A 22,424-nucleotide genomic window follows, 5' to 3' on the forward strand; every position below is an offset into this window, starting at 1 on the left:
ACGCCCTGGTGTCGCGCGCCGCCGTCCCGGGGGACCCGCGAAAACCCGGGCCCCCGGCCCCCGTCGAGACCGGCGTGCGGCGAAGTCAGCCCACCGTCAGCAGCCGTGCCCGGTCCGCCCGCGGCGCCAGGACCGCCGCCGGCAGCGTCACCCCGCACGTCCCGCAGACCGGCTCGGGACGGTGCTGGATCCGCGTCCCCGCGCAGACCGGGCAGTGCGCGCCCGGTGCGGCGCGCAGCGCGGCTATCAGCCGGCGCAGCACCTCCGCCAGCGGCTCCGACGGATGCACCGCCGGATCGTCGCACCGCGCCACCCCGTTGCCGCCCCAGGTGCGGCGGTGCCAGTCGTCGACCGAGGCCGGCCGGCGCAGCCCGTCGTGCTTCTCGCGCCGCCGCCGCTCGGCGAACTCCTGCTCGTACGCGAGCCAGACCGCCCGCGCCTCCTCCAGCTCGTCGAGCGCGGCCACCAGCCGCGCCGGATCGAGCTCCCGGTCCTCGGGCCCGAACCCGTGCCTGCGGCACAGATGGGCCCAGGTCGCCCGGTGCCCGTACGGCGCGAACCGCTCCAGGCACTTGCGCAGCGAGTACCTCCGCAGCGCGGGATCGCACCCCGGGTCACGTACCTGTCTGGCGAGACTCCGGAAACCGGCCATCGCTCCGCCACCTCCGTCGCTGGTGCTTCGGCGTCATGAGAGGGACGAACGAGGGGCCGTTCCTGTTCCATCGAAATTCCGATGGAGGCCATTATTGGCGCGGAAGAGACGGGTGGGAACGCGCCGGAACACACCCTTCCGCAGCAGCTCAGCGGCCGAAACGGCCCGCCGACGCCACCACCCGCGCCAGCTCCGGATGACAGATGTCACTGTGCGCGCCGGACGGAGGACCGCCCCGCCGGACCACCGACGCGGCGTCCACGTTCACACAGCCGGAGGCCGGGACCCCGGAGCGCAGCGCCTCGTCCAGGCTCAGCGAGCGGGTGCCCGGCACGGCCTGGACGCCGTCGTACCCGACCGCCCACCACCGCCGGTCCTGGCCGGTCGCCCGGGAGTCGTCGCGGGCCAGCCGCGAGGCCAGCGGGTAGATCACGCCCAGCGCCGTGTCGTGCCGCGAGTGGCAGGCCACCAGCGGGCCGTCGACCCGGCGCTGCATGTCCCGCAGCGCCCCGGAGGCGTCCCGGTCGTGCGGCAGGCTGGGAGCGAACGCATAGTGCGAGAACGCCCCCTGGAGCAGCGTCACCGACTTCACGTTCCGGGCCCCGGAGGGCAGCCCGCGCAGCGCGAACGCCACCAGCCGGGCGCCCATGCTGTGGCCCACCAGGTGGATCCGCAACGCGGGCGCGGAGCAGGCCAGTTCGCCCAGGAGCGGGCCGAGGCCCCGCTCGCCGACCGTCCCCGCCCGGCGCTTCATCGTGTAGTACGCGGCCTGGCGCAGCGCCTCCTCCGCGCCCTTCCAGAGCTTGCGGAGCCCGCCGCCGAAGAGTACCTGCCCGTCCGCGCCGCCGATGAGCTCCCCGCCCTGCTCCCATCCCTGCTCCCCGTCCAGCGAGTCCAGCACCGCCGTGAACAGCGCGCAGGTCTCCACCGGGTCTCCGGTCAGGAACTCCGGCACACCCTCGTCCGGCCCGCCGGCCGCTGCCGTCGCCGACGCCGAAGCCGCCGTCGCCCGGTCCACGTCCGTCAGCTCCCGCAGCAGCGAGCCGAACTCCGCGAACGCGGCCTCGCTCTCCGGCCGTTCCGCCAGCAGCCCCGCGAGTCGGCCCACCGTCCGCTCCTTGCCCGGCAGTTGCACCGCCAGGGACTCGAAGTCGGGGATGGGCTCGTCGGTGAACCACATGGACGGCCAGAACACGCCCCCGTAGCCGATCCGCGCGCCGTCGCGCACCAGCCCCGGGAAGGGGGCGAAGAAGGCCGAATACAACCGGGCGGCCACGGAACGGGAACTGTTCCAGCCGTGCGCGAACAGCACCAGATCCGTCACGCCCATGCGCAGCAGCGCATCGCGCTGCCCCGCGGCCCCGTCGCCCTCCTTGTCGAAGACGACCTCCCGGTACGGCTCCGCACTCATCCCGGCCATGGCCCGCCCCTCCGCGTCGAGGATCGCTGCCCCGTCAGCATCCTGCGGAACGGGAGGGACGGCCATACCCGCCGCAGCGGCACACCCGCAGCGGCTCACGAGCGCTCACCTGTACAGCAGGTACTCCTCGCGCACCGCGCGGAACGCGGCCAGGTCCGGCTGCCAGGCCGCGACCACCTCGTCCGCCCCCGCGCCCGCGTCGATCATGGTCCGTACGCGGGTCGAGCCGGTCAGCTTGTCGATCCAGTTGTCCGCCCGCCAGGCGAACCCGCTCCACGACCGCTTCGCCGTCACCAGCAGCGCCACGCCCGTGCGCACCGGGTCGAACGCGGCCCGGTCGTGCACCATCAGCTGCACCCCGCCGACCGTCTTCCCCTGGAACTTGGAGAAAGTCGGAGCGAAGTACGCCTCCCGGAACCGCACCCCGGGCAGCTCCAGCGCGTTCGCCGCCTCGGCCCAGCGCCGATCGACGCCCTCCGCGCCGAGCAGCTCGAACGGCCGCGTGGTGCCCCGGCCCTCGGAGAGGTTCGTCCCTTCGAAGAGGCAGGTGCCGCCGTACACGAGCGCCGTGTCCGGCGTCGGCATGTTCGGGCTCGGCGGCACCCACGGCAGCCCGGTCGCGTCGAAGAACTCCGAACGCCGCCAGCCCGTCATCCGGACCGTCTCCAGCGCCACCGGCCGGGCCAGGAACTCGGAGTTGAACAGCCGGGCCAGCTCCGCCACCGTCATGCCGTGCGCCTGCGCGATCGGCTCCCGGCCCACGAAGGTCGCGAACGCCCGGTCCAGGACCGGCCCGAGGGCCGCCCGGCCGGTCACCGGGTTCGGCCGGTCCAGCACCACGAACCGCTTGCCCGCCAGCTCCGCTGCGACCATGCAGTCGTACAGGGTCCAGATGTACGTGTAGAAGCGCGCGCCCGCGTCCTGGATGTCGAAGACCACGGTGTCGACGCCCGAGGCGGTGAACACGTCCGCCAGCGGCTGACCGCTCTTCAGATACGTGTCGTACACGGGCAGCCCGGTCGCCGGGTCGTCGTACCGGCCCTCCGAGCCGCCGGCCTGCGCCGTGCCCCGGAAGCCGTGCTCCGGCCCGAACACCGCGACCAGGTCCACCCGGTCGTCGGCGTGCATCACGTCCACGATGTGCCGGGCGTCGGCGGTGATCCCGGTCGGGTTGGTGACCACACCGACCTTCTGTCCCGACAGCGCCGCGAAACCGTCGGCGGCCAGCCGCTCGAAACCGGTGCGCACCCGGCCGTGCCGCTCCTCCTGCGCCCGCGCCGGCCCGCCGGCGACCGCGACCGCGCCCAGCGCGCCGCCGGCCAGCAGACCCCGTCTGGACAGGCTCATACGGAAACCTCCTTGATCGCCTTCCTGACATGGCCACGCACGCTAGCGCGGACCGGGGCCGGGCGGAACGAGGCGTGCACACACCGCCCGGCGGGTCCCCCGGCTGCCCTGCCGGCCCGTGCACGGGCCTTCCACGAGGGCATACCGACTGGTTAGTCTGCTCGTACAGTCACAGCGGAGAGGCGGGTCTCGATGAGTTCGGTGCAGGGACAGACCGTGGTCGTCACGGGTGCGGGCGGCGGGATCGGAGCCGCGCTCGCCCGCCGGTTCGCCGCCGAGGGCGCCCGGGTCGTCGTCAACGACCTCGACCCCGGCCGGACCAAGGACGTCGCGGAGGAGATCGGCGCCACGGCCGTCGCGGGCGACGCCTCCGCGATCGTCGAGGAGGCCCGCGAGGCCCTCGGCGGCCACATCGACGTCTGGTGCGCCAACGCCGGACTCGCCTCGCCCGGCGACGCCTTCGCCGACGAGGCCGTCTGGGCCGCCGCCTGGGACGTCAACGTGATGGCGCACGTCCGCGCGGCCCGCGCCCTGCTGCCCGCCTGGCTGGAGCGCGGCAGCGGCCGCTTCGTCTCCACCGTCTCCGCCGCCGGCCTGCTCACCATGGTCGGCGCGGCTCCGTACAGCGTCTCCAAGCACGGCGCGTACGCCTTCGCCGAATGGCTCTCGCTCACCTACCGGCACCGCGGCCTCAAGGTCCACGCGATCTGCCCCCAGGGAGTCCGCACCGACATGCTCACCGCCGCCGGCTCGGCCGGCGAGCTGGTGCTCGCCCCCACCGCCATCGAACCGGAGGACGTCGCCGACGCGCTCTTCGAGGGCATCGGGGCCGACCGCTTCCTGATCCTGCCGCACCCCGAGGTCGCCGCGTTCTACCGCGCCCGTGCGGACGACCCCGAGCGCTGGCTCGGCAACATGAACCACATCCAGCGGAAGTGGGAGGAGGGGACGGAGCGGTGACCTCGGTCTACGCGGCCAAACCCTGGCTGGCCCAGCTCAGCGACGCCCAGCGGGCGGCGATCGACCCGCCGCCGACCGTCGTGCACGCCGTCCGGGCCGCCGCGGCCGCCCACCCGGACCGCACCGCCCTCGCCTACTTCGACGGCCGGCTCAGCTACCGCGAGACCGAGGCGCTCTCCGACTCCGTCGCCGGTCGTCTCGCCGCCCGCGGCCTGCGACCCGGCGACCGCGTGGCGATCATGCTCCAGAACAGCCCGCACTTCGTGCTCGCCCTGCTCGGCGCGTGGAAGGCCGGTGCGACGGTCGTCCCGCTCAACCCCATGTACAAGTCCGCCGAGGTCACCCACGCGCTGAACGACTCCGGAGCCGCCGCCCTCGTCTGCTCCGACCGCGCCTGGCACGCCTATCTGCGGGACGTCGCCGCCCAAACCCCGGTCCGCACCGTGCTCACCGCCTGCGAGCGCGAGCTGCAGACCCGCGACGACCCGCGGGTGCTCGCCTTCGAGCCCCTGGCCGTGCCCGTCGCCGAGGCCGACGACCTGCTCACCGTCGCCCGCGCCGGACACCCGGCCCCCGAGGGCCGCACGCCCGGGACCGAGGACCTCGCCCTGATCAGCTACACCTCGGGCACCAGCGGCACCCCCAAGGGCGCGATGAACCGTCACAGCGGCATCGTCTACAACGCCGAACGCCAGCGCACCGGCCACCCCGTCCCCGCCGGGGCCACCTACTTCGCGCTCGCCCCGCTCTTCCACATCACCGGCATGGTCGCCGAGCTCGCCGCCTGCTTCGCCAACGCCGGCACGCTCGCCCTCGCCTACCGCTTCCACCCCGGGGTCGTCCTCGACGCCTTCGTGGAGCACCGCCCGGCCTTCACCGTCGGCCCCTCCACCGCCTTCATGGCGCTGGCCGCCCACCCCGGCGTCACCCGCGAGCACTTCGCGTCCTTCCTGGTCGTCGCCTCCGGCGGGGCGCCCGTGCCGCCTGCCCTGGTGGAGCGGTTCCGGGCGGGCTTCGGCCCGTACCTGCGCAACGGCTACGGGTTGACCGAGTGCACCGCCCCCTGCGCCGCCGTGCCGCCGGAGAAGCAGGCTCCGGTCGACCCGGCCTCCGGCACCCTGTCAGTCGGCGTGCCCGGGCCCGACACCGTCGTCCGGATCCTCGACGAGGAGGGCCGTGAGGTCCCGTTCGGCACGCACGGCGAGATAGCCGTCCGCGGCCCGCAGGTCGTCCCCGGATACTGGGGACTGCCCGAGGCCACCGCGCAGACGTTCCCGGACGGCGAACTGCGCACCGGCGACATCGGATTCATGGACCCCGACGGCTGGCTCTACGTCGTCGACCGCAAGAAGGACATGATCAACGCGTCCGGCTTCAAGGTCTGGCCGCGCGAGGTCGAGGACGTGCTCTACACCCATCCGGCGGTCCGCGAGGCCGCGGTCGTCGGCGTCCCGGACGCCTACCGGGGCGAGACCGTGAAGGCGTACGTCAGCCTGCGGCCGGGCACGACGGCCGAGCCCGCCGAGCTGACGGCGTTCTGCGCCGAGCGGCTGGCCGCGTACAAGTACCCTCGCGAGGTCGAGATCCTGACGGAGCTGCCCAAGACCACAAGTGGGAAGATCCTCAGGAGGGAACTCCGTTCCCCCAGGTAGAACCCGACCACACGGTGTGAACACGAGAGAAAGGCGGCGGCGCATGGCCAGGACGACGGACGGGAGCGGCACCCCCGTCCCGCAGAGGCTGCTGGCCGCCGCCACCCGGCTGTTCGCCGAGCAGGGGTACGACCGGACGTCCGTCCAGGAGATCGTCGAGGCGGCCGGCGTCACCAAGGGCGCGCTGTACCACTACTTCGGCTCCAAGGAGGACCTCCTCCAGGAGGTCTACGCGCGTGTGCTGCGCCTCCAGCAGGAGCGCCTGGACGCCTTCGCGGACGCCGACGCGCCGGTCGGCGAGCGGCTGCGGGACGCGGCGGCCGACGTGGTGGTCACCACCATCGAGAACCTCGACGACGCCTCGATCTTCTTCCGCTCCATGCACCACCTGAGCCCGGAGAAGTACAAGCAGGTGCGCGCCGAGCGCCGGCGCTACCACGAGCGGTTCCGGGCGCTGATCGAGGAGGGCCAGCAGAGCGGCGAGTTCTCCACGGCCACCCCCGCCGACCTGGTCGTCGACTACCACTTCGGCTCGGTGCACCACCTGTCCACCTGGTACCGCCCGGACGGCCCGCTCACCCCGCAGCAGGTCGCCGACCACCTGGCCGACCTGCTGCTGCGCGCGCTGCGTCCGTAGAACGCCGATGCGGCGGCCGCGCGCCCGCGGCCGCCGCATCAGAGCCGGCTCAGCGGTACTTCTTCAGCTCCTGACGGGCCAGCGAGCGCTGGTGCACCTCGTCGGGGCCGTCCGCCAGCTGCAGCGTCCGCGCGGCCGCCCACAGCTGGGCCAGCGGGAAGTCCTGGGAGACCCCGCCCGCGCCGTGCAGCTGGACCGCCTTGTCGATGATGCCGACCACCGCGCGCGGTGTGGCGATCTTGATGGCCTGGATCTCCGTGTGCGCGCCCCGGTTGCCGACGGTGTCCATCAGCCAGGCGGTCTTCAGGACCAGCAGCCGCAGCTGCTCGATCGTCACCCGCGCGTCCGCGATCCAGTTCTGCACCACGCCCTGCCGCGCCAGCGACTCGCCGAAGGCGGTACGCGAGGTCGCGCGGCGGCACATCAGCTCCACCGCCCGCTCGGCCATGCCGATCAGCCGCATGCAGTGGTGGATCCGGCCCGGGCCGAGCCGCGCCTGGGCGATGCCGAAGCCGCCGCCCTCGTCGCCGATCAGGTTCGCCGCCGGCACCCGGACGTCGTGGAAGACCACCTCGGCGTGGCCGCCGTGGGAGTGGTCCTCGTAGCCGTACACCTGCATCGCCCGCCGCACCTCGACGCCCGGGGTGTCCCGGGGCACGAGGATCATCGACTGCTGGCGGCGGATGTCCGGGCCGTCCGGGTCCGTCTTGCCCATCACGATGAAGATCCGGCACTCCGGGTTCATCGCACCGGAGATGTACCACTTGCGGCCGTTGATCACGTAGTCGTCGCCGTCGCGGACGATCCGGGTCTCGATGTTGGTGGCGTCCGAGGAGGCCACGTCCGGCTCGGTCATCGCGAAGGCGGACCGGATCTCCCCGGCGAGCAGCGGCTCCAGCCACTGCTTGCGCTGCGCCTCGTCGCCGAAGAGCGCGAGCACCTCCATGTTGCCGGTGTCCGGGGCCGCGCAGTTCAGCGCGGTCGGGGCCAGCTCGGGGCTGCGGCCGGTGATCTCGGCGAGCGGCGCGTACTGCAGGTTGGTGAGCCCCGCCCCGTACTCGCCGTCCGGCAGGAACAGGTTCCACAGGCCCTGCCGGCGGGCCTCGGCCTTCAGGTCCTCGACGATCCGCGGGGTGTCCCACGGCGAGGCGAGCGCGGCGCGCTGCTCGTGCGCGACCTGCTCGGCCGGGTAGACGTGCTCGTCCATGAAGGCGAGCAGCCTCGCCCGCAGCTCCTCGGTGCGGGCGTCGAATGCGAAGTCCATGCGGGTCAGCCTTCCTGGAGGGTGGTGAGGCCGTGCTCGATGAAGACCGGGACGAGTTCGCCGATGCGGTCGAAGCCGGCGCCGACCGTCTGGCCGAGGGTGTAGCGGTAGTGGATGCCCTCGAGGATCACGGCGAGCTTGAACCAGGCGAAGGCCGTGTACCAGGGCAGCGCGGAGACGTCGCGGCCCGACTTCTCCGCGTACCGCGCGATCAGTTCGGCGGGGTCGGGGTGGCCGGGGGCCGCGGCGGTGGTGCTGACGGGGGAGTCCGGCAGCTCCAGCTTCGCGCTGTACATCACCAGCAGGCCGAGGTCGGTCAGCGGGTCGCCGAGGGTGGACATCTCCCAGTCCAGGACCGCGGTGATCCGGTCGTCCGAATCGATCAGCACGTTGTCGAGGCGGTAGTCGCCGTGCACCACCGTCGGGGCCGGGGAGACGGGCAGCGCGCGGCCGAGCGCCGCGTGCAGCTCGTCGATGCCGGGCAGCTCGCGGTTGCGCGAGGCGTCCAGCTGCTTGCCCCAGCGGCGCAGCTGCCGGTCGAGGAAGCCCTCGGGGCGGCCGAAGTCGGCGAGGCCCGCCTCGGCCGGGTCGACGGCGTGCAGGTCGACCAGGGTGTCGACGAGGGCGAGGACCGCGGCGCGGGTGCGCTCGGGGCCCAGCTCGGCGAGCTGCTCGGCCGAGCGGTACGGGGTGCCCTGCGCGAACTCCATGACGTAGAACGGTGCGCCGAGCACCGACTCGTCCTCGCAGAACAGCAGCGGCCGCGGCACCGGCACGGCGGTCGGGTGCAGCGCGCTGATCACCCGGTGCTCGCGCTTCATGTCGTGCGCGGTGGCCAGCACGTGACCGAGCGGCGGCCGGCGGACCACCCACTGGCCGCTGCCGTCCGTGACGACGTACGTCAGGTTGGAGCGGCCGCCCTCGATCAGCCGGGCCCGCAGCGGTCCGGTCACGAGCCCTGGCCGCTCGCGGTCGAGGTGGCCGCGCAGCTGCGCCGGGTCGAGGCCGGGCGGGGGGCTGGAACTCATGGTGCGTACCTCCGGGGGGAATGGCGACCGTTCTCCCGCCATCATGACCGACCAGTCGGTATGTCGTCCAGAGAGTGACGCGGCAAGGCTCTGTCCAGCGGCTTCGGGCGCGACGGCCGACGGGGCCGTCACGCCCGGCGGAAGACCCGGTCCGTCACGCCCGCCGGGCGACCGGGGCCGTCACGCGTGGCAGGCGACCGGGACGCCGCCGTTCATCGCCGCCATGTCGCCGAAGACCGCCGCCGCGTCGAGCGGCGAGCCGCCCGGCAGCCCGTCCAGCTCCGCGTAGGCCCGGTGCAGGTTGGCGACGAGCCGTTCGCTCTCCCGCAAGGCCCCGAACGCGCCGAGCTCCGCCGACCTCGCCGTCTCCAGCGCAGTCGCCCCCTTGGCGTGCCCCTCCCGGGCCAGCTCGGCGACCCAGTGCAGATAGCGCTCCGTCGCGTCGTACGCGGACGGGTCCGTCACCGGCCCGTGCCCCGGGACCACCGTCTGCGCGTCCAGCGACCGCAGCAGCTCCAGGGCGCGCAGCGAACCGGAGAGGGACCCCATCGGCACGAACGGCGTCCCGCCGTGGAAGACCAGGTCGCCGGTGAAGACCACGCCCTGCTCGGGAAGGTGGACGATCGAGTCGCCGGTGGTGTGCGCGACGCCCGGGTGCAGCACCCGCACCTCGATCCCGCCGACGTACAGGGTCAGCCGCTCGCTGTACGTGAGTGTGGGCGGCGTGACCCGGATGTCGCCGAAGTCGGTCTGCGGCCACAGCAGATGGAGCTGGCGGCCGGCGGTCAGCTGCTCGGCGCGGCAGCTGTCGTGGCCCACGATCAGCGCGGCCGGGGCGAACACCCCGTTGCCGTAGGTGTGGTCGCCGTGGTGATGCGTGTTCACGACCGTGCGGGGCAGCGGCAGCCCCTCGGCGAGCACCGCGTCGCGCAGCATCAGCGTGCGCCGCTGGGTCGCCGCCGTGTCCACGAGCAGGCTCTCCCGCGCGTCGCCGAGGAAACCCGCGTTGTTGAGGCACCAGCCGCCGTCCGGCTGCACGAACGCGTGCACCCCCGGGGCGAGTTCGACGGTGTACGGATCGGTTGCGGCCATGAGGTCCCCCCGGGAACGCCTGACAGGTCGGCGAAAGCCTGCCAGCCGGGACGGGCCCGGGGGAAGCCGACCCGGCGGGCCGGCGGCCGGTGTCTCAGTGGTCGTCCCAGTGCCCGTCGTGCTCCGCGTGCCGGTGCCCGTCGTGCACGTAGTCGACGTGGTCGCCGTGCACCACGGAGGTGTGCCCGCAGGCCGGTCCGTGCACGTGGTCGGGGTGGGTGTGCGGCACGTGGTTCGGGGTCTCGCACTCGTCCCAGTGCCCCTGGTGCTCGCGGTGCAGATGCCCGTCGTGGGCGTAGTCCATGTGATCGCCGTGTTCGACCGCGAGATGTCCGCAGGTCGGTCCGTGACTGTGCGCGTGGGTGGCGTGCTCGTGGTGGAGGAGGGTCATGACGTCGCCTCCGGAGAGGGAGTGGTGACCCCCTCAGGCTAGTCCGAAACGCCCCGGTCTTCCGGGCGAGCCCCGTTTGCGGGGGTACGGGGCCGGACCGCTGGGCCCGGCGTCGTCGTCCAACCCGGCGTCACCGTCGCCGAGTTCGCCGTCCGCGACGAGGTGACGGGCTACGGCGTCGCCGCGCCGACGGCAAGGTCGTGGTCAGACCACCATCGCCACCGCGAAGGCCGCCAGCGCGACGGTCGCGCCCGCCGCAAGGAGGGCGGAGCGGTGCGACAGGGGGCTGGGCCGGGGCGCGTCCAGGGCCTGGATGCGGCGGTGCGCCACCGCCAGGAAGCCCAGCCACACCAGGACCGACAGCGCCGCGCCGAACAGGCCCGCCGGGGTCACCTCGTCGTGGATCGACTGCTTCGCGGCGAACACCGCCGCCACCGTCGCCGACAGCGTCGTCCGCCGCCACGCCAGCCGCGTCCGCTCCGGCTGCAGCCCCGGATCGCGGCCCTCGGGCATCAGCCGGCCCAGCCGAACAGCACGACCACCACCATCGCCAGCGCCACCACGGCCACCGCCAGGCTCAGCACCGTCGGGAACCGCGACACCGGCAGATCCTCGCCGCGCCGCATCGCCTGCTCGCAGCGCACCCAGTGGTTGACCGCGCGCAGCGCGCACAGCACGCCCGCGCCGATCAGCGCCAGCGAGAGCCCGACCCGTACCCCCCACCGCAGGTCCGGCAGGAACTGGTCGACCGCGAAGCCGCCGCCCACGAGCGCGAGCCCGGTCCGCACCCAGGCGAGGAACGTCCGCTCGTTCGCCAGCGAGAACCGGTAGTCCGGGGTGTCGCCCTCCTCACGGATCCGCTGCGGCGCGAACCACAGGCGCAGGCTCTGTACGAAGTCGCTCACGCGGGCACTTTATCCGCCCGGTTGTCCGCCTGCCCGGTGCGCCCGGAGCCGCTCGTACGCGGCCATGCCGTCCGGTACCCACTCCCACTCGCCGAGGCGGGCGGTCAGCTCCTCGTCGGTCAGGAAGGCGTGCCAGGCGACCTCCTCGGCCTGCGGCCGCACCGGCAGCTCGCAGCGGACCTCGTAGACGGCGGACCACCAGCGCCCGCCGTCGCCGTCGTACAGGAAGCGGAACAGCGGCCGGGGCCGGTCGAGCCCGGACACCCCGAGCTCCTCCTCGGCCTCCCGCAGGGCGGCGTCGTCGTACGACTCGCCCGCGCCGACCACTCCGCCGACGAACATGTCGTACCGGGACGGGAAGACCAGCTTGGTGGGCGTGCGGCGGTGGACGAAGACCCGTCCTTGCGCGTCCCGGACCTGGATGAAGGTGCAGCGATGGATCAGGCCCCGCGCGTACACCTCGCCGCGCGGGGCCTGCCCGGTCACCTCGTCGTTCTCGTCGACGACGTCGAGCAGCTCATCGGCAGGGTTCATGCCGCCATCCAAGCAGCCTCATCCGCCCATGACGTACTTCACCGTCGGACCGGTGGTCCAGCCGCCGTCCACCGCCAGCTCCGCGCCGGTCACGTAGGAGGCCGCGTCGGAGAGCAGGAAGACCACCGCGCCGGCGATCTCGTCCGCCTCGCCGACCCGGCCCATGGGCGTGTTCGGGTACTTGCCCTCGCCCCGCTCGATGCCCACCGAGGCGGTCATCGGGGTGTACGTCATGCCCGGGTGTACGGAGTTGACGCGGATCCGCGCCGTGCCCAGCTCCACCGCGCCGATCTTCGTGAGCCCGCGCACGCCCCACTTGGACGCGCCGTAACCGGCGGTGAGCGCCAGGCCCATCAGACCGGCGGCGGAGGAGATGTTGACGATCGAGCCGCCGCCGGCCTCCTTCATCGCCGGTATCGCGGTCTTCATGCCGATGAAGACGCCGGTCAGGTTGATGTCGAGGACACGGCGGAAGTGCTCGACGGACTCGCTCTCCAGGAGCGCGCCGGTCGCGATGCCCGCGTTGTTGACGAGCCCGTGCAGGGTGCCGAACTCGGCGACGGCGTACGCCACGGCCGCCGCCCAGTCCTCCTCGGAGGTCACGTCGTGGTGCAGGAACCGGGCCCGCTCGCCCAGCCCGGCCGCGGTCGCCTTCCCGTCCTCGTCGAGCACATCGGTGATCACGACGTTCGCGCCGGCCGCGACGGCCTGGCGGGCGGCCTCGGCGCCCAGGCCGCGGGCGCCGCCGGTGACGAGGACGGTCTTGTTGCTGAGGTCGTTCATGTGGGGTCCCTTCGGATGGCGGGCTGGGGCGCCCGGAGCAGTGCGGTGGTGGTGGCGACGAGGTCGGCGAGGAAGAGCGGTTCGCCGGTGAGCGGCTCGACCCCGTCGAGGTACTGCCGGGCCCGGTCGGCCATCGCCGCGCCGACGACGGTCAGCGCCAGGTCGAGCCGTTCGAGCCGCAGCGGCCCGGGCAGGGCGTCGGCGGCCAGTCGGGCCTCGATCCGTTCGAACAGGGCCCAGTAGGGGGTGCCTGCCAGCGTCGGATGGGGCGTCCGCGTGCGGACCCCGCTCTCGTGGCTGAGCTGGGTGGAGATCCGCAGACAGCGCCGGCCGCGATCGGTGCGCAGCTCGCTCGCCTCGGCGGTGACCAGGGTGGTGAGCAGCTCGGGCAGTGCGTCCGCGGCTGCCGCGAGCAGCGGCGCGAGGACCGCGTTCGTACGGTCCTGGCGGCCGGCCATGATCGCGTCCGCGAGTCCCTCGCGGGAGCCGAAGTGGTATTGCACGGCCGACGGATTGGCCTGTCCGGCCAGGGCGACGACGTCCCTGAGCTGGCCGCCGTGGACGCCCTGGGCGGCGAAGATCTCCTCCGCCGCGCGGATCAGCTTCTCCCGGGTCTCGGGCCCCGATGTCCTTGCCATGGACTCATTGTAATGCTCGACATTAGAAAGTGGGAGTGAGCGGGCTCGGCCCGAACGGTTGACTGGATACAGTCCTGTATCCAAGATGCGGTCCATGTCGTACGACGCTGATGTGATCGTCATCGGGGCGGGGCTCGCCGGGCTCGTCGCCACCGCGGAGCTGGTCGAGGCCGGCCGGAGCGTGATCCTGCTCGACCAGGAGCCCGAACAGTCCCTGGGCGGCCAGGCCCACTGGTCCTTCGGCGGACTGTTCCTCGTCGACTCGCCCGAGCAGCGGCGCATGCGGATCAAGGACAGTCACGCCCTCGCCCTGCAGGACTGGCTCGGCACCGCCGGCTTCGACCGGGACGCGGACCACTGGCCGCGCAAGTGGGCGGAGGCGTACGTCGACTTCGCGGCGGGGGAGAAGCGCAGCTGGCTGCACGCCCGCGGGGTCCGCTTCTTCCCGGTGGTCGGCTGGGCCGAGCGCGGCGGCTACGACGCGAACGGGCACGGCAACTCCGTGCCCCGCTTCCACATCACCTGGGGCACCGGCCCCGGCCTCGTCGCCCCCTTCGAGGCGAAGGTCCGCGAAGGCGCCGCCCGCGGCCTGGTGACCTTCCGCTTCCGGCACCGGGTGACCGGCCTCGGCCGTACCGCGGGCGCCGTGGACACCGTGACCGGCGAGATCCTGGCGCCGTCCGACGCCGAGCGCGGCACCGCGAGCAGCCGCGAGGTCACCGGCGCCTTCGAACTCCGCGCCCAGGCGGTGATCGTCACCTCCGGCGGCATCGGCGGCAACCACGACCTGGTGCGCAAGCAGTGGCCCGAACGGCTCGGCACCCCGCCCGCCCGGATGCTCTCCGGCGTGCCCGCGCATGTCGACGGGCTGATGCTCGGCATCGCCGAGGACGCCGGCGCCCACCACATCAACCGCGACCGGATGTGGCACTACACCGAGGGCATCGAGAACTGGAATCCGATCTGGGCCCGGCACGGCATCCGCATCCTGCCCGGCCCCTCGTCGCTCTGGTTCGACGCCCGCGGCCGGCGCCTGCCGGTGCCGCTGTTCCCCGGCTTCGACACGCTCGGCACCCTCGAACACATCATGCGGACCGGGTACGACCACACCTGGTTCGTCCTCGACAAGCGCATCATCGGCAAGGAGTTCGCGCTCTCCGGCTCCGAGCAGAACCCCGACCTCACCGGCAAGTCGGTCCGGGACGTGATCGGCCGGGCCCGCGCCGACGTCCCCGGCCCCGTGCAGGCGTTCATGGACCACGGCGTCGACTTCGTCGTCGAGGACGACCTGTCCGCGCTGGTCCGAGGCATGAACGCGCTCACCGACGAGCCGCTCATCGACGAGGCGGAACTGCGCCGCGAGATCACCGCCCGGGACCGCGAGATCGCCAACCCGTTCACCAAGGACCTCCAGGTCATGGCGGTCCGAGGGGCCCGCAAGTACCTCGGCGACAAGCTGATCCGCACCGCGGCCCCGCACCGCATCCTCGACCCGAAGGCCGGGCCGCTCATCGCCGTACGGCTGAACATCCTCACCCGCAAGTCCCTCGGCGGCCTGGAGACGGACCTCGACTCGCGGGTCCTGCGGGAGGGCGGCGAGGTCCTGGAGGGTGTGTACGCGGCGGGCGAGGCGGCCGGCTTCGGCGGCGGCGGCGTCCACGGCTACCGCTCCCTGGAGGGCACCTTCCTCGGCGGCTGCATCTTCTCCGGCCGGGCGGCGGGGCGGGCCGCGGCGCGGGCCGTCGGGTAGCGGCGTACAGGAATGCGCAGGGGCCGGCCGCCTCGTCCGAGGCGGCCGGCCCTGATGCGCTCCCCGTTCCTACAACGAACCGGCGTTCCTACAACACCAGCGACAGCAGCAGCACGAACACGATGCCGACCACCGAGATGATCGTCTCCATCACCGACCAGGTCTTGATGGTCTGGCCGACGTTCATGCCGAAGTACTCCTTCACCAGCCAGAACCCGGCGTCGTTGACGTGGCTGAAGAAGAGTGAACCCGCGCCGATGGCGAGTACGAGCAGCGCCGTCTCGGTCGTCGACATGCCCTCGGCCAGCGGGGCCACCAGACCGGCGGCGGAGATCGTCGCCACGGTCGCGGAGCCGGTCGCGAGCCGGATCGCCACCGCGATCAGCCAGGCGAGCAGCAGGGCCGGGATCGACCAGTTCTTCGAGAGGTCCAGGATCATCTGGCCCACGCCGACGTCGATCAGGGTCTGCTTGAAGCCGCCGCCCGCGCCGACGATCAGCAGCACGCCCGCGATCGGGGCGAGGGACTTCTCGACGGTCGAGGCGATCCGGTCCTTGCCGAAGCCGGCCGCGCGGCCCAGCGTGAACATGCCCACGAGCACCGCGGCGAGCAGCGCGATCAGCGGCGAGCCGATGACGTCGGTGACCTTCTGGACCGGGTTCTCCGGGTCGTCCACGACGATGTCGACCAGCGCCTTGACCAGCATCAGGACGACCGGCAGCAGCACGGTGGCCACGGTCACGCCGAAGCCGGGGCGCTTGTCCAGGTCCTCCGAGGGGCGCTGCGGGATCAGGTTCTCCGGGGCGTGGACGTCGACCCAGCGGGCGGCGTACCGGGAGAACAGCGGACCCGCGATGATCACGGTCGGTATGGCGACCAGGAGGCCGAGGGCCAGGGTGATGCCGAGGTTCGCCTTGAGGGCGTCGATCGCCACCAGCGGGCCGGGGTGCGGCGGGATCAGGCCGTGCATGACGGAGAGGCCGGCCAGCGCCGGGACGCCGATCCGCATCAGCGAGTAGTTGCCGCGCTTGGCGACCAGCAGCACCACCGGGATCAGCAGCACGATGCCGACCTCGAAGAACAGCGGCAGGCCGATCACCGAGGCGATCAGCACCATCGCCCACGGCATGGACCGCCCCTTGGCCTTGGCCAGGATCGTGTCGACGATCTGGTCCGCGCCGCCGGAGTCGGCGAGCAGCTTGCCGAGGATCGCGCCGAGCGCGATCAGCACGCCGACGCTCGCCACCGTCTTGCCCAGACCCGTGGTGAACGAGTCGAGGGTCGCCCCGAGCGGCGCGCCGGCGAACGCGCCGAGCGCCAGGGAACCGATGGTCAGCGCCAGGAAGGCGTGCAACTTGAACTTGGTGATGAGCAGGACGATGACGGCGATTCCGGCGAGCACCGCGATGCCGAGCTGGGCGTTGCCCGCCGAGGTGATCGGCTCGGTCGCGTCCGCTGCCAGCATCTCGACGCTGAGTCTGGTCACGGGGGTTCCTTGGAGAACGGGGGAGGGGCGGGGACGAGGGGGCGGGGAGCGTCAGGCGGCCGGACCGCGCAGCGCGGCGACGGCCCGCTCGGTGATCTCCTCGGGGGAGCCGGAAACGTCGACGGCGACACCCGCCTCGTCGTCCTGCAGCGGCTGCAGGGCGGCGAACTGCGAGTCCAGCAGCGCGGTCGGCATGAAGTGGCCCTGGCGGGCCGTCATCCGCCGCTCGATCAGCTCCCGGTCGCCGGTCAGATGCAGGAAGACCACGTCCGGCGCGGCGGCCCGCAGCCGGTCGCGGTAGATCCGCTTGAGCGCGGAGCTGCTCACCACTCCGCCGAGGCCGGCCCGGCCGTGCGCCCAGCGCCCGATGGCGTCGAGCCAGGGGGCGCGGTCGTCGTCGTCCAGCGGGATGCCGGCCGACATCTTCGCCACGTTCGCCGCGGGGTGGAAGTCGTCGCCCTCGGCGTACGGGACGCCGAGCGCTTCGGCCACCAGCGGACCGATCGTGGTCTTGCCGGTGCCGGCGACTCCCATCACGACGACGACCCGGGGGGCCGTGCGAGAGGTGGTGCTCATGGGGTGCCTCGCGTTCTTCGCTGTCTTCGTCGACAGATTTCCGTCGCGCTCATGAAACCCATTGGGTACGACGTATTCAAGGCTCTGTGACATTAAAGTCATACTTTTTGTTCCCGGCTCTCGCCCGCCCGTAGGCTGAGCCCCATGACGACACCGGCCCCGGGCCTCCACCCGCAGGTTCTGGCCACGCTGGGCCTCGCGATCACGGCCGGTGAGTACCCGCCCGGTACCGTGCTCCGCAGCGACGAGCTCGCCGAGCGCTTCGACGTCTCCCGCACCGTCGTCCGCGAGGTCGTCCGCGTCCTCGAGTCCATGCACCTCGTCGAGTCCCGCCGCCGGGTCGGCGTGATCGTGCTCCCGACCGAGGCGTGGAACGTGTACGACCCCCAGGTCATCCGCTGGCGGCTGGCCGGCGCCGACCGGCCCCGGCAGCTCCGCTCGCTCACCGTGCTGCGCTCCGCCGTCGAGCCCGTCGCCGCCGGGCTCGCCGCCCGCCACGCCACCCCCGAGCAGTGCCGCGCGCTCACCGAGGAGGCCCTCGGCATGGTCGCCACGTCGCGCGGCCGGCAGCTGGAGGCGTACCTCGTGCACGACATCGCGTTCCACCGGGTCGTGCTGAACGCCTCCGGCAACGAGATGTTCGCCCGGCTCGGCGACGTCGTCGCCGAGGTCCTCACCGGCCGCACCCACCACCAGGTGATGTTCGAGGACCCCGACCCGGCCGCGGTGACGCTCCACGTCCAGGTGGCCGAGGCGGTGCGCGAACGGGACGCCGAGCGGGCCGAGCGGCTCACCCGCGAGATCGCCGTGGGCGCGCTGAAGGAACTGGACGTCCTCGCCCCGTAGCCCCACGGATTCCTTGGTAATACCTCTGCGCAACCTCAGAAGTAGCTCAAAAATGGGCCTTCAGTGACCTTGCTCACTGTCAGTGAGGGGTTCTTGGCTGACGATGTGCGCTGGCCGCGCGACGGGACGACCACCCCGAGCCCGGCCGGGTACCGCACAGACCCTCCCCCCTCACGAAGGCGAACAACTCCATGAGTGACCGCATCTCCACTGCGGCCGACCCGCTGTCCGCCGGTCCGGCGGCGTCCACGGCGTCGAACACCGCCGCCCACGTGGACGCCGGCGACGCCGGATACCGCAAGGACCTCAAGTCCCGGCACATCAACATGATCGCCATCGGCGGCGCGATCGGCACGGGCCTCTTCCTCGGCGCCGGCGGCCGCATGGCGAACGCCGGCCCCTCCCTCTTCATCGCCTACGCGGTCTGCGGCCTCTTCGCCTTCTTCGTGGTGCGGGCCCTCGGCGAGCTGGTGCTCTACCGCCCGTCCTCCGGCGCCTTCGTCTCCTACGCCCGTGAGTTCATGGGCGAGAAGGGCGCGTACACGGCCGGCTGGCTGTACTTCCTGAACTGGTCGACCACCGCCGTCGCCGACATCACCGCGGCCGCGACCTACGCCCACTTCTGGTCGATGTTCAGCGACGTCCCGCAGTGGATCCTCGCGCTGATCGCCCTCGCGATCGTGCTCGCCGCCAACCTCATCTCCGTGAAGTACTTCGGCGAGATGGAGTTCTGGTTCGCCATCGTCAAGGTCGCCGCTCTGGTGATCTTCATGGTCGTCGGCATCTTCCTCGTCGTGACCTCGCACGACGTCGGCGGCCACACCCCGGGCCTGGCCAACATCACCGAGAACGGCGGCATCTTCCCCAACGGCGTCATGCCGATGCTGCTGCTGATCCAGGGCGTCGTGTTCGCCTACGCCTCCGTCGAGCTGTGCGGCGTCGCCGCCGGCGAGACCGAGAACCCCGAGAAGATCATGCCGAAGGCGATCAACTCGATCATGTGGCGCGTCGGCCTGTTCTACGTCGGCTCGGTCGTCCTGCTCGCGCTGATCCTCCCGTACACCGCCTACACCGGCGACCAGAGCCCGTTCGTCACCGTCTTCGACAAGCTCGGCATCCCCGGCGCCGCCGGCGTGATGAACCTCGTCGTCCTGACGGCCGCGCTCTCCAGCCTGAACTCCGGCCTGTACTCCACCGGCCGCATCCTGCGCTCCATGTCGCTGTCCGGTTCCGCACCGAAGTTCACCGGCGTCATGAACAAGGGCGGCGTCCCCTACGGCGGCATCCTGCTCACCGCGGGCTTCGGCGTCGCCGGCGTCTTCCTGAACTTCGTGATGCCCGGCGAGGCCTTCGAACTGGTCCTCAACTTCGCCTCCATCGGCATCATCGGCACCTGGGCGATGATCATGCTCTGTTCGCTGCTGTTCGTCCGCCGCGCCAAGCAGGGCAAGCTGGTCCGCCCGGCCTACCAGCTGCCCTGGGCCCCGTACACCCAGATCGTGACGCTGCTCTTCCTCGGCTCCGTCGTGGTCCTGATGTGGATGGACGGCGGCGTCGGCCGCACCACCGTCAACTGCCTGCCGCTCATCGCGGCGGCCCTGGTCGGCGGCTGGTTCCTGGTCCGCGGCCGGGTCCGTGCCGCGGCCCGCTCCGCGCAGGACTGACGTTCCGCCCGGATTCCCCCCCGGGAGCCGCGAGACCCCCGCAGGCGTGGCCTGCGGGGGTCTCGCGCTACGTCAGGACAAAGTGGTACCCAAGAGCCTTACAAGATCCCGTCCGACGAAGGGAAGTCCACGATGCCGCAGCAGGTGCAGGGGGTCGTCGCCCCCGGAAAGAACGAGCCCGTACGCGTCGAGACGATCGTCATCCCCGACCCAGGACCGGGCGAGGCCGTGGTGAAGATCCAGGCCTGCGGCGTCTGCCACACGGACCTGCACTACAAACAGGGCGGGATCAACGACGAGTTCCCCTTCCTCCTCGGCCACGAGGCCGCGGGCGTCGTCGAGTCCGTCGGCGAGGGCGTCACCGACGTCGCCCCCGGTGACTTCGTGGTCCTCAACTGGCGCGCCGTCTGCGGCGCCTGCCGGGCCTGTCTGCGCGGCCGCCCCTGGTACTGCTTCGACACCCACAACGCGCGGCAGAAGATGACGCTCCTCGACGGCACGGAGCTCTCCCCGGCCCTCGGGATCGGCGCGTTCGCCGAGAAGACCCTGGTCGCCGCGGGCCAGTGCACCAAGGTCGACCCCGCCGTCGCCCCGTCCGTCGCCGGCCTCCTTGGCTGCGGCGTGATGGCCGGCATCGGCGCCGCGATCAACACCGGCGGCGTCGGCCGCGGCGACTCCGTCGCCGTCATCGGCTGCGGAGGCGTCGGCGACGCCGCGATCGTCGGCGCCCGGCTCGCCGGAGCGGCCCGGATCATCGCCGTCGACATCGACGACCGCAAGCTGGAGACCGCCCGCGGCATGGGCGCGACCCACACCGTCAACTCCCGTAACACCGACGCGGTCGAGGCGATCCGCGAACTCACCGGCGGCTTCGGCGCGGACGTCGTCATCGAGGCCGTCGGCCGCCCGGAGACGTACCAACAGGCGTTCTACGCCCGCGATCTCGCCGGCACCGTCGTCCTCGTCGGCGTCCCCACCCCCGAGATGAAGCTCGAACTGCCGCTGCTCGACGTCTTCGGCCGCGGCGGCGCGCTCAAGTCCTCCTGGTACGGCGACTGTCTGCCGTCCCGCGACTTCCCGATGCTCATCGACCTGCACCAGCAGGGCCGCATCGACCTCGCCGCCTTCGTCACCGAGACCATCGGACTCGGCGACGTCGAGAAGGCCTTCGCCCGCATGCACGAGGGCGACGTGCTGCGCTCGGTGGTGGTCCTCTGATGGCCGCCCGTATCGACCGCCTGGTCACCTCCGGCACCTTCTCGCTCGACGGCGGCACCTGGGAGGTGGACAACAACGTCTGGATCGTCGGCGACGACTCCGAGGCCCTCGTCATCGACGCCGCCCACGACGCCGAGGCGATCCTCGCCGCCCTCGACGGCCGCACCCTGCGCGCCATCGTCTGCACCCACGCGCACGACGACCACATCGACGCCGCCCCGGCCCTCGCCGCCGCCACCGGCGCGCGGATCCTGCTGCACCCCGACGACCACGCCCTGTGGAAGCTCACCCACCCCGACCACACCCCGGACGGCGACCTCGCCGACGGCCAGGTCCTCACCATCGCAGGCGTCGACCTCACCGTCCTGCACACCCCCGGCCACGCCCCCGGCGCGGTCTGCCTGCACGCCCCCGCCCTCGGCACGGTCTTCTCCGGCGACACGCTCTTCCGGGGCGGTCCCGGCGCGACGGGCCGGTCCTTCTCGGACTTCCCGACGATCATCGGCTCGATCCGGGAGAAGCTCCTGACCCTGCCGCCGGAGACGGTGGTCCGCACCGGCCACGGCGACCCGACCACGATCGGCGAGGAGGCCCCGCACCTGGAGGAGTGGCTCAGCCGAGGCCACTGAGAGGCCGCCGGCTCAGGAACCTCCTGGGCTCGCCGGTGAACGGGTCGGTGAAGACCAGCGACCGCGCGAGCAGCTGCAGCGGCCGCCCGAAGTCCTCCGGCCCGTCCTCCCGCACCACCGGGTACAGCGGATCGTTCAGGATCGGCAGCCCGAGCGCGTTCATGTGCACCCGCAGCTGATGGGTCCGCCCGGTCACCGGCACCAGCCGGTACCGGGCGAGGCCGCCCGCGTGGACCAGGAGCTCGACCCGGCTCTCGGCGTTCGGCTCGCCCGGCACCTCCCGGGCCGCCAGCACGCCCCGCTCCTTCTCGATCCGGCTCCGCACGGTCACCGGCAGTGCCAGCTCCGGGTCGTACGGCGCCACCGCCTCGTACGCCTTGTGGACGGCCCGGTCCCGGAACAGCGTCTGGTACGCCCCCCGGTCCTCCGGCCGCACCACGAACAGCACCAGCCCCGCCGTGAGCCGGTCGAGCCGGTGCGCGGGCTGCAGCTCCGGCAGCCCCAGGTCGCGCCGCAGCCGGGCCAGCGCCGTCTCGGTGACGTGCCGCCCGCGCGGCATGGTGGCCAGAAAGTGCGGCTTGTCGACGACGACGATCCGCTCGTCCCGGTGGACGATCCCGATCTCGAACGGCACCCGCTCCTCGTCGGGAAAGTCCCGGTGGAACCAGAGATACCGGCCTGCGGCGTACGACTCGCTCCCGTCCACGGCGACCCCGTCGGCCCCGACGAACCGGCCCTCGCGGAGCATGGCCGCCACGCGCTCGGCCCCGACGGCCCCCGCGTACCGGTCGAGCAGGTGCCCGCCCACGGTCGCCCAGGCCCCCGCCGGGTCCTCCGGAAGCCTGACCCGCACCGGATCTATCCCGTCCCGCTGGGGCAACGGCGCGGCCGGGGGTCTCGTTCTCCGTCTCACCGGTCCCACCGCCCTCACATGCAAGAAGGACCCCACGCC

Annotated in this window: 23 protein-coding genes; 8 read left to right on the plus strand and 15 right to left on the minus strand. The window is 72.5% G+C overall.

Features of this window, described 5'->3' with window-relative positions; genetic code table 11:
- Positions 1–85 precede the first annotated feature (85 nt).
- From ACGFMM_RS19980 to ACGFMM_RS19990, 3 genes are all read right to left on the minus strand, one after another.
- Complete coding sequence (locus ACGFMM_RS19980; protein WP_393647689.1) at positions 86–652, minus strand: hypothetical protein; 567 nt, start codon at positions 650–652, stop codon at positions 86–88.
- Between the two features lie 148 nt (positions 653–800).
- Complete coding sequence (locus ACGFMM_RS19985; RefSeq protein ID WP_393647690.1) at positions 801–2,072, minus strand: serine-threonine protein kinase; 1,272 nt, start codon at positions 2,070–2,072, stop codon at positions 801–803.
- A gap of 105 nt (positions 2,073–2,177) precedes the next feature.
- On the minus strand, positions 2,178–3,419 hold the full coding sequence (locus ACGFMM_RS19990; RefSeq protein WP_393647691.1) for an exo-beta-N-acetylmuramidase NamZ domain-containing protein: 1,242 nt from the start codon (positions 3,417–3,419) through the stop codon (positions 2,178–2,180).
- 192 nt (positions 3,420–3,611) lie between these two features.
- Between ACGFMM_RS19990 and ACGFMM_RS19995 the strand changes: the two genes are divergently transcribed.
- From ACGFMM_RS19995 to ACGFMM_RS20005, 3 genes are read left to right on the plus strand one after another with little or no spacing between them, the layout of a single operon-like run.
- Positions 3,612–4,379 (plus strand): SDR family oxidoreductase, encoded by a 768-nt coding sequence (locus tag ACGFMM_RS19995; RefSeq protein ID WP_393647692.1) that lies wholly within the window; start codon positions 3,612–3,614, stop codon positions 4,377–4,379.
- Positions 4,376–6,031, plus strand: a complete 1,656-nt coding sequence (locus tag ACGFMM_RS20000) for an AMP-binding protein (protein WP_393647693.1) — start codon at positions 4,376–4,378, stop codon at positions 6,029–6,031. The genes ACGFMM_RS19995 and ACGFMM_RS20000 overlap by 4 nt, the downstream gene beginning before the upstream one ends.
- A 43-nt stretch (positions 6,032–6,074) precedes the next feature.
- On the plus strand, positions 6,075–6,668 hold the full coding sequence (locus ACGFMM_RS20005) for a TetR/AcrR family transcriptional regulator (RefSeq protein WP_393647694.1): 594 nt from the start codon (positions 6,075–6,077) through the stop codon (positions 6,666–6,668).
- 49 nt (positions 6,669–6,717) lie between these two features.
- Here ACGFMM_RS20005 and ACGFMM_RS20010 read toward each other — a convergent pair whose 3' ends face one another.
- The 9 genes from ACGFMM_RS20010 to ACGFMM_RS20050 all read right to left on the minus strand — a co-directional run bounded on the left by ACGFMM_RS20010 (position 6,718) and on the right by ACGFMM_RS20050 (position 13,303).
- Positions 6,718–7,932, minus strand: a complete 1,215-nt coding sequence (locus ACGFMM_RS20010) for an acyl-CoA dehydrogenase family protein (RefSeq protein WP_393647695.1) — start codon at positions 7,930–7,932, stop codon at positions 6,718–6,720.
- 5 nt (positions 7,933–7,937) lie between these two features.
- Positions 7,938–8,960, minus strand: coding sequence for a phosphotransferase family protein (locus tag ACGFMM_RS20015; RefSeq protein ID WP_393647696.1), 1,023 nt, complete (start codon positions 8,958–8,960; stop codon positions 7,938–7,940).
- 180 nt (positions 8,961–9,140) lie between these two features.
- Positions 9,141–10,052, minus strand: coding sequence for an MBL fold metallo-hydrolase (locus ACGFMM_RS20020; protein ID WP_393647697.1), 912 nt, complete (start codon positions 10,050–10,052; stop codon positions 9,141–9,143).
- 94 nt (positions 10,053–10,146) lie between these two features.
- Positions 10,147–10,443, minus strand: coding sequence for a hypothetical protein (locus ACGFMM_RS20025; RefSeq protein WP_393647698.1), 297 nt, complete (start codon positions 10,441–10,443; stop codon positions 10,147–10,149).
- A 204-nt stretch (positions 10,444–10,647) separates the two neighbouring features.
- A complete protein-coding gene (locus ACGFMM_RS20030) occupies positions 10,648–10,956 on the minus strand; it encodes a DUF202 domain-containing protein (RefSeq protein ID WP_393647699.1) in 309 nt (102 codons plus the stop codon).
- Positions 10,956–11,348, minus strand: coding sequence for a YidH family protein (locus ACGFMM_RS20035; RefSeq protein ID WP_393647700.1), 393 nt, complete (start codon positions 11,346–11,348; stop codon positions 10,956–10,958). The genes ACGFMM_RS20030 and ACGFMM_RS20035 overlap by 1 nt, the downstream gene beginning before the upstream one ends.
- 9 nt (positions 11,349–11,357) lie before the next feature.
- On the minus strand, positions 11,358–11,882 hold the full coding sequence (locus ACGFMM_RS20040) for an NUDIX hydrolase (RefSeq protein ID WP_393647701.1): 525 nt from the start codon (positions 11,880–11,882) through the stop codon (positions 11,358–11,360).
- Positions 11,883–11,900: 18 nt separating this feature from the next.
- On the minus strand, positions 11,901–12,665 hold the full coding sequence (locus tag ACGFMM_RS20045; protein ID WP_393647702.1) for a glucose 1-dehydrogenase: 765 nt from the start codon (positions 12,663–12,665) through the stop codon (positions 11,901–11,903).
- A complete protein-coding gene (locus ACGFMM_RS20050) occupies positions 12,662–13,303 on the minus strand; it encodes a TetR family transcriptional regulator (protein WP_393647703.1) in 642 nt (213 codons plus the stop codon). The genes ACGFMM_RS20045 and ACGFMM_RS20050 overlap by 4 nt, the downstream gene beginning before the upstream one ends.
- A gap of 94 nt (positions 13,304–13,397) precedes the next feature.
- Here ACGFMM_RS20050 and ACGFMM_RS20055 point away from each other — a divergent pair, with 94 nt between their 5' ends.
- Entirely contained in the window at positions 13,398–15,053 is a 1,656-nt protein-coding gene (locus ACGFMM_RS20055) for an FAD-binding dehydrogenase (RefSeq protein WP_393647704.1), read from the plus strand.
- An 88-nt stretch (positions 15,054–15,141) separates the two neighbouring features.
- Here the strand turns inward: ACGFMM_RS20055 and ACGFMM_RS20060 are convergent, their stop codons facing one another.
- Entirely contained in the window at positions 15,142–16,539 is a 1,398-nt protein-coding gene (locus ACGFMM_RS20060) for a gluconate:H+ symporter (RefSeq protein ID WP_393647705.1), read from the minus strand.
- 51 nt (positions 16,540–16,590) lie between these two features.
- Positions 16,591–17,115, minus strand: coding sequence for a gluconokinase (locus ACGFMM_RS20065; protein ID WP_393647706.1), 525 nt, complete (start codon positions 17,113–17,115; stop codon positions 16,591–16,593).
- A gap of 144 nt (positions 17,116–17,259) precedes the next feature.
- Between ACGFMM_RS20065 and ACGFMM_RS20070 the strand changes: the two genes are divergently transcribed.
- The 4 genes from ACGFMM_RS20070 to ACGFMM_RS20085 all read left to right on the plus strand — a co-directional run bounded on the left by ACGFMM_RS20070 (position 17,260) and on the right by ACGFMM_RS20085 (position 21,472).
- Positions 17,260–17,961 (plus strand): FadR/GntR family transcriptional regulator, encoded by a 702-nt coding sequence (locus ACGFMM_RS20070; protein WP_393647707.1) that lies wholly within the window; start codon positions 17,260–17,262, stop codon positions 17,959–17,961.
- A 191-nt stretch (positions 17,962–18,152) separates the two neighbouring features.
- Positions 18,153–19,625 (plus strand): amino acid permease, encoded by a 1,473-nt coding sequence (locus ACGFMM_RS20075; RefSeq protein ID WP_393647708.1) that lies wholly within the window; start codon positions 18,153–18,155, stop codon positions 19,623–19,625.
- A 132-nt stretch (positions 19,626–19,757) separates the two neighbouring features.
- Positions 19,758–20,843: an S-(hydroxymethyl)mycothiol dehydrogenase gene (locus tag ACGFMM_RS20080; protein ID WP_393647709.1), complete on the plus strand. Its 1,086-nt coding sequence runs from the start codon at positions 19,758–19,760 to the stop codon at positions 20,841–20,843.
- Positions 20,843–21,472: an MBL fold metallo-hydrolase gene (locus tag ACGFMM_RS20085; protein ID WP_393647710.1), complete on the plus strand. Its 630-nt coding sequence runs from the start codon at positions 20,843–20,845 to the stop codon at positions 21,470–21,472. The genes ACGFMM_RS20080 and ACGFMM_RS20085 overlap by 1 nt, the downstream gene beginning before the upstream one ends.
- Here the strand turns inward: ACGFMM_RS20085 and ACGFMM_RS20090 are convergent.
- On the minus strand, positions 21,456–22,385 hold the full coding sequence (locus ACGFMM_RS20090; RefSeq protein ID WP_393647711.1) for an RluA family pseudouridine synthase: 930 nt from the start codon (positions 22,383–22,385) through the stop codon (positions 21,456–21,458). The genes ACGFMM_RS20085 and ACGFMM_RS20090 overlap by 17 nt on opposite strands.
- Positions 22,386–22,424: the final 39 nt, after the last annotated feature.

The sequence above is a fragment of the Streptomyces sp. NPDC048604 genome, assembly GCF_043199435.1.
In the GTDB taxonomy this organism is placed as follows: domain Bacteria; phylum Actinomycetota; class Actinomycetes; order Streptomycetales; family Streptomycetaceae; genus Streptomyces.

Bases quoted from the DNA above. Each gene is read 5' to 3' on its own strand.
- ACGFMM_RS19980 (WP_393647689.1), bottom strand. From the start codon at position 652: ATGGCCGGTTTCCGGAGTCTCGCCAGACAGGTACGTGACCCGGGGTGC.
- ACGFMM_RS19985 (WP_393647690.1), bottom strand. From the start codon at position 2,072: ATGGCCGGGATGAGTGCGGAGCCGTACCGGGAGGTCGTCTTCGACAAG.
- ACGFMM_RS19990 (WP_393647691.1), bottom strand. From the start codon at position 3,419: ATGAGCCTGTCCAGACGGGGTCTGCTGGCCGGCGGCGCGCTGGGCGCG.
- ACGFMM_RS19995 (WP_393647692.1), top strand. From the start codon at position 3,612: ATGAGTTCGGTGCAGGGACAGACCGTGGTCGTCACGGGTGCGGGCGGC.
- ACGFMM_RS20005 (WP_393647694.1), top strand. From the start codon at position 6,075: ATGGCCAGGACGACGGACGGGAGCGGCACCCCCGTCCCGCAGAGGCTG.
- ACGFMM_RS20010 (WP_393647695.1), bottom strand. From the start codon at position 7,932: ATGGACTTCGCATTCGACGCCCGCACCGAGGAGCTGCGGGCGAGGCTG.
- ACGFMM_RS20015 (WP_393647696.1), bottom strand. From the start codon at position 8,960: ATGAGTTCCAGCCCCCCGCCCGGCCTCGACCCGGCGCAGCTGCGCGGC.
- ACGFMM_RS20020 (WP_393647697.1), bottom strand. From the start codon at position 10,052: ATGGCCGCAACCGATCCGTACACCGTCGAACTCGCCCCGGGGGTGCAC.
- ACGFMM_RS20025 (WP_393647698.1), bottom strand. From the start codon at position 10,443: ATGACCCTCCTCCACCACGAGCACGCCACCCACGCGCACAGTCACGGA.
- ACGFMM_RS20030 (WP_393647699.1), bottom strand. From the start codon at position 10,956: ATGCCCGAGGGCCGCGATCCGGGGCTGCAGCCGGAGCGGACGCGGCTG.
- ACGFMM_RS20040 (WP_393647701.1), bottom strand. From the start codon at position 11,882: ATGAACCCTGCCGATGAGCTGCTCGACGTCGTCGACGAGAACGACGAG.
- ACGFMM_RS20045 (WP_393647702.1), bottom strand. From the start codon at position 12,665: ATGAACGACCTCAGCAACAAGACCGTCCTCGTCACCGGCGGCGCCCGC.
- ACGFMM_RS20050 (WP_393647703.1), bottom strand. From the start codon at position 13,303: ATGGCAAGGACATCGGGGCCCGAGACCCGGGAGAAGCTGATCCGCGCG.
- ACGFMM_RS20055 (WP_393647704.1), top strand. From the start codon at position 13,398: ATGTCGTACGACGCTGATGTGATCGTCATCGGGGCGGGGCTCGCCGGG.
- ACGFMM_RS20065 (WP_393647706.1), bottom strand. From the start codon at position 17,115: ATGAGCACCACCTCTCGCACGGCCCCCCGGGTCGTCGTCGTGATGGGA.
- ACGFMM_RS20070 (WP_393647707.1), top strand. From the start codon at position 17,260: ATGACGACACCGGCCCCGGGCCTCCACCCGCAGGTTCTGGCCACGCTG.
- ACGFMM_RS20075 (WP_393647708.1), top strand. From the start codon at position 18,153: ATGAGTGACCGCATCTCCACTGCGGCCGACCCGCTGTCCGCCGGTCCG.
- ACGFMM_RS20080 (WP_393647709.1), top strand. From the start codon at position 19,758: ATGCCGCAGCAGGTGCAGGGGGTCGTCGCCCCCGGAAAGAACGAGCCC.
- ACGFMM_RS20085 (WP_393647710.1), top strand. From the start codon at position 20,843: ATGGCCGCCCGTATCGACCGCCTGGTCACCTCCGGCACCTTCTCGCTC.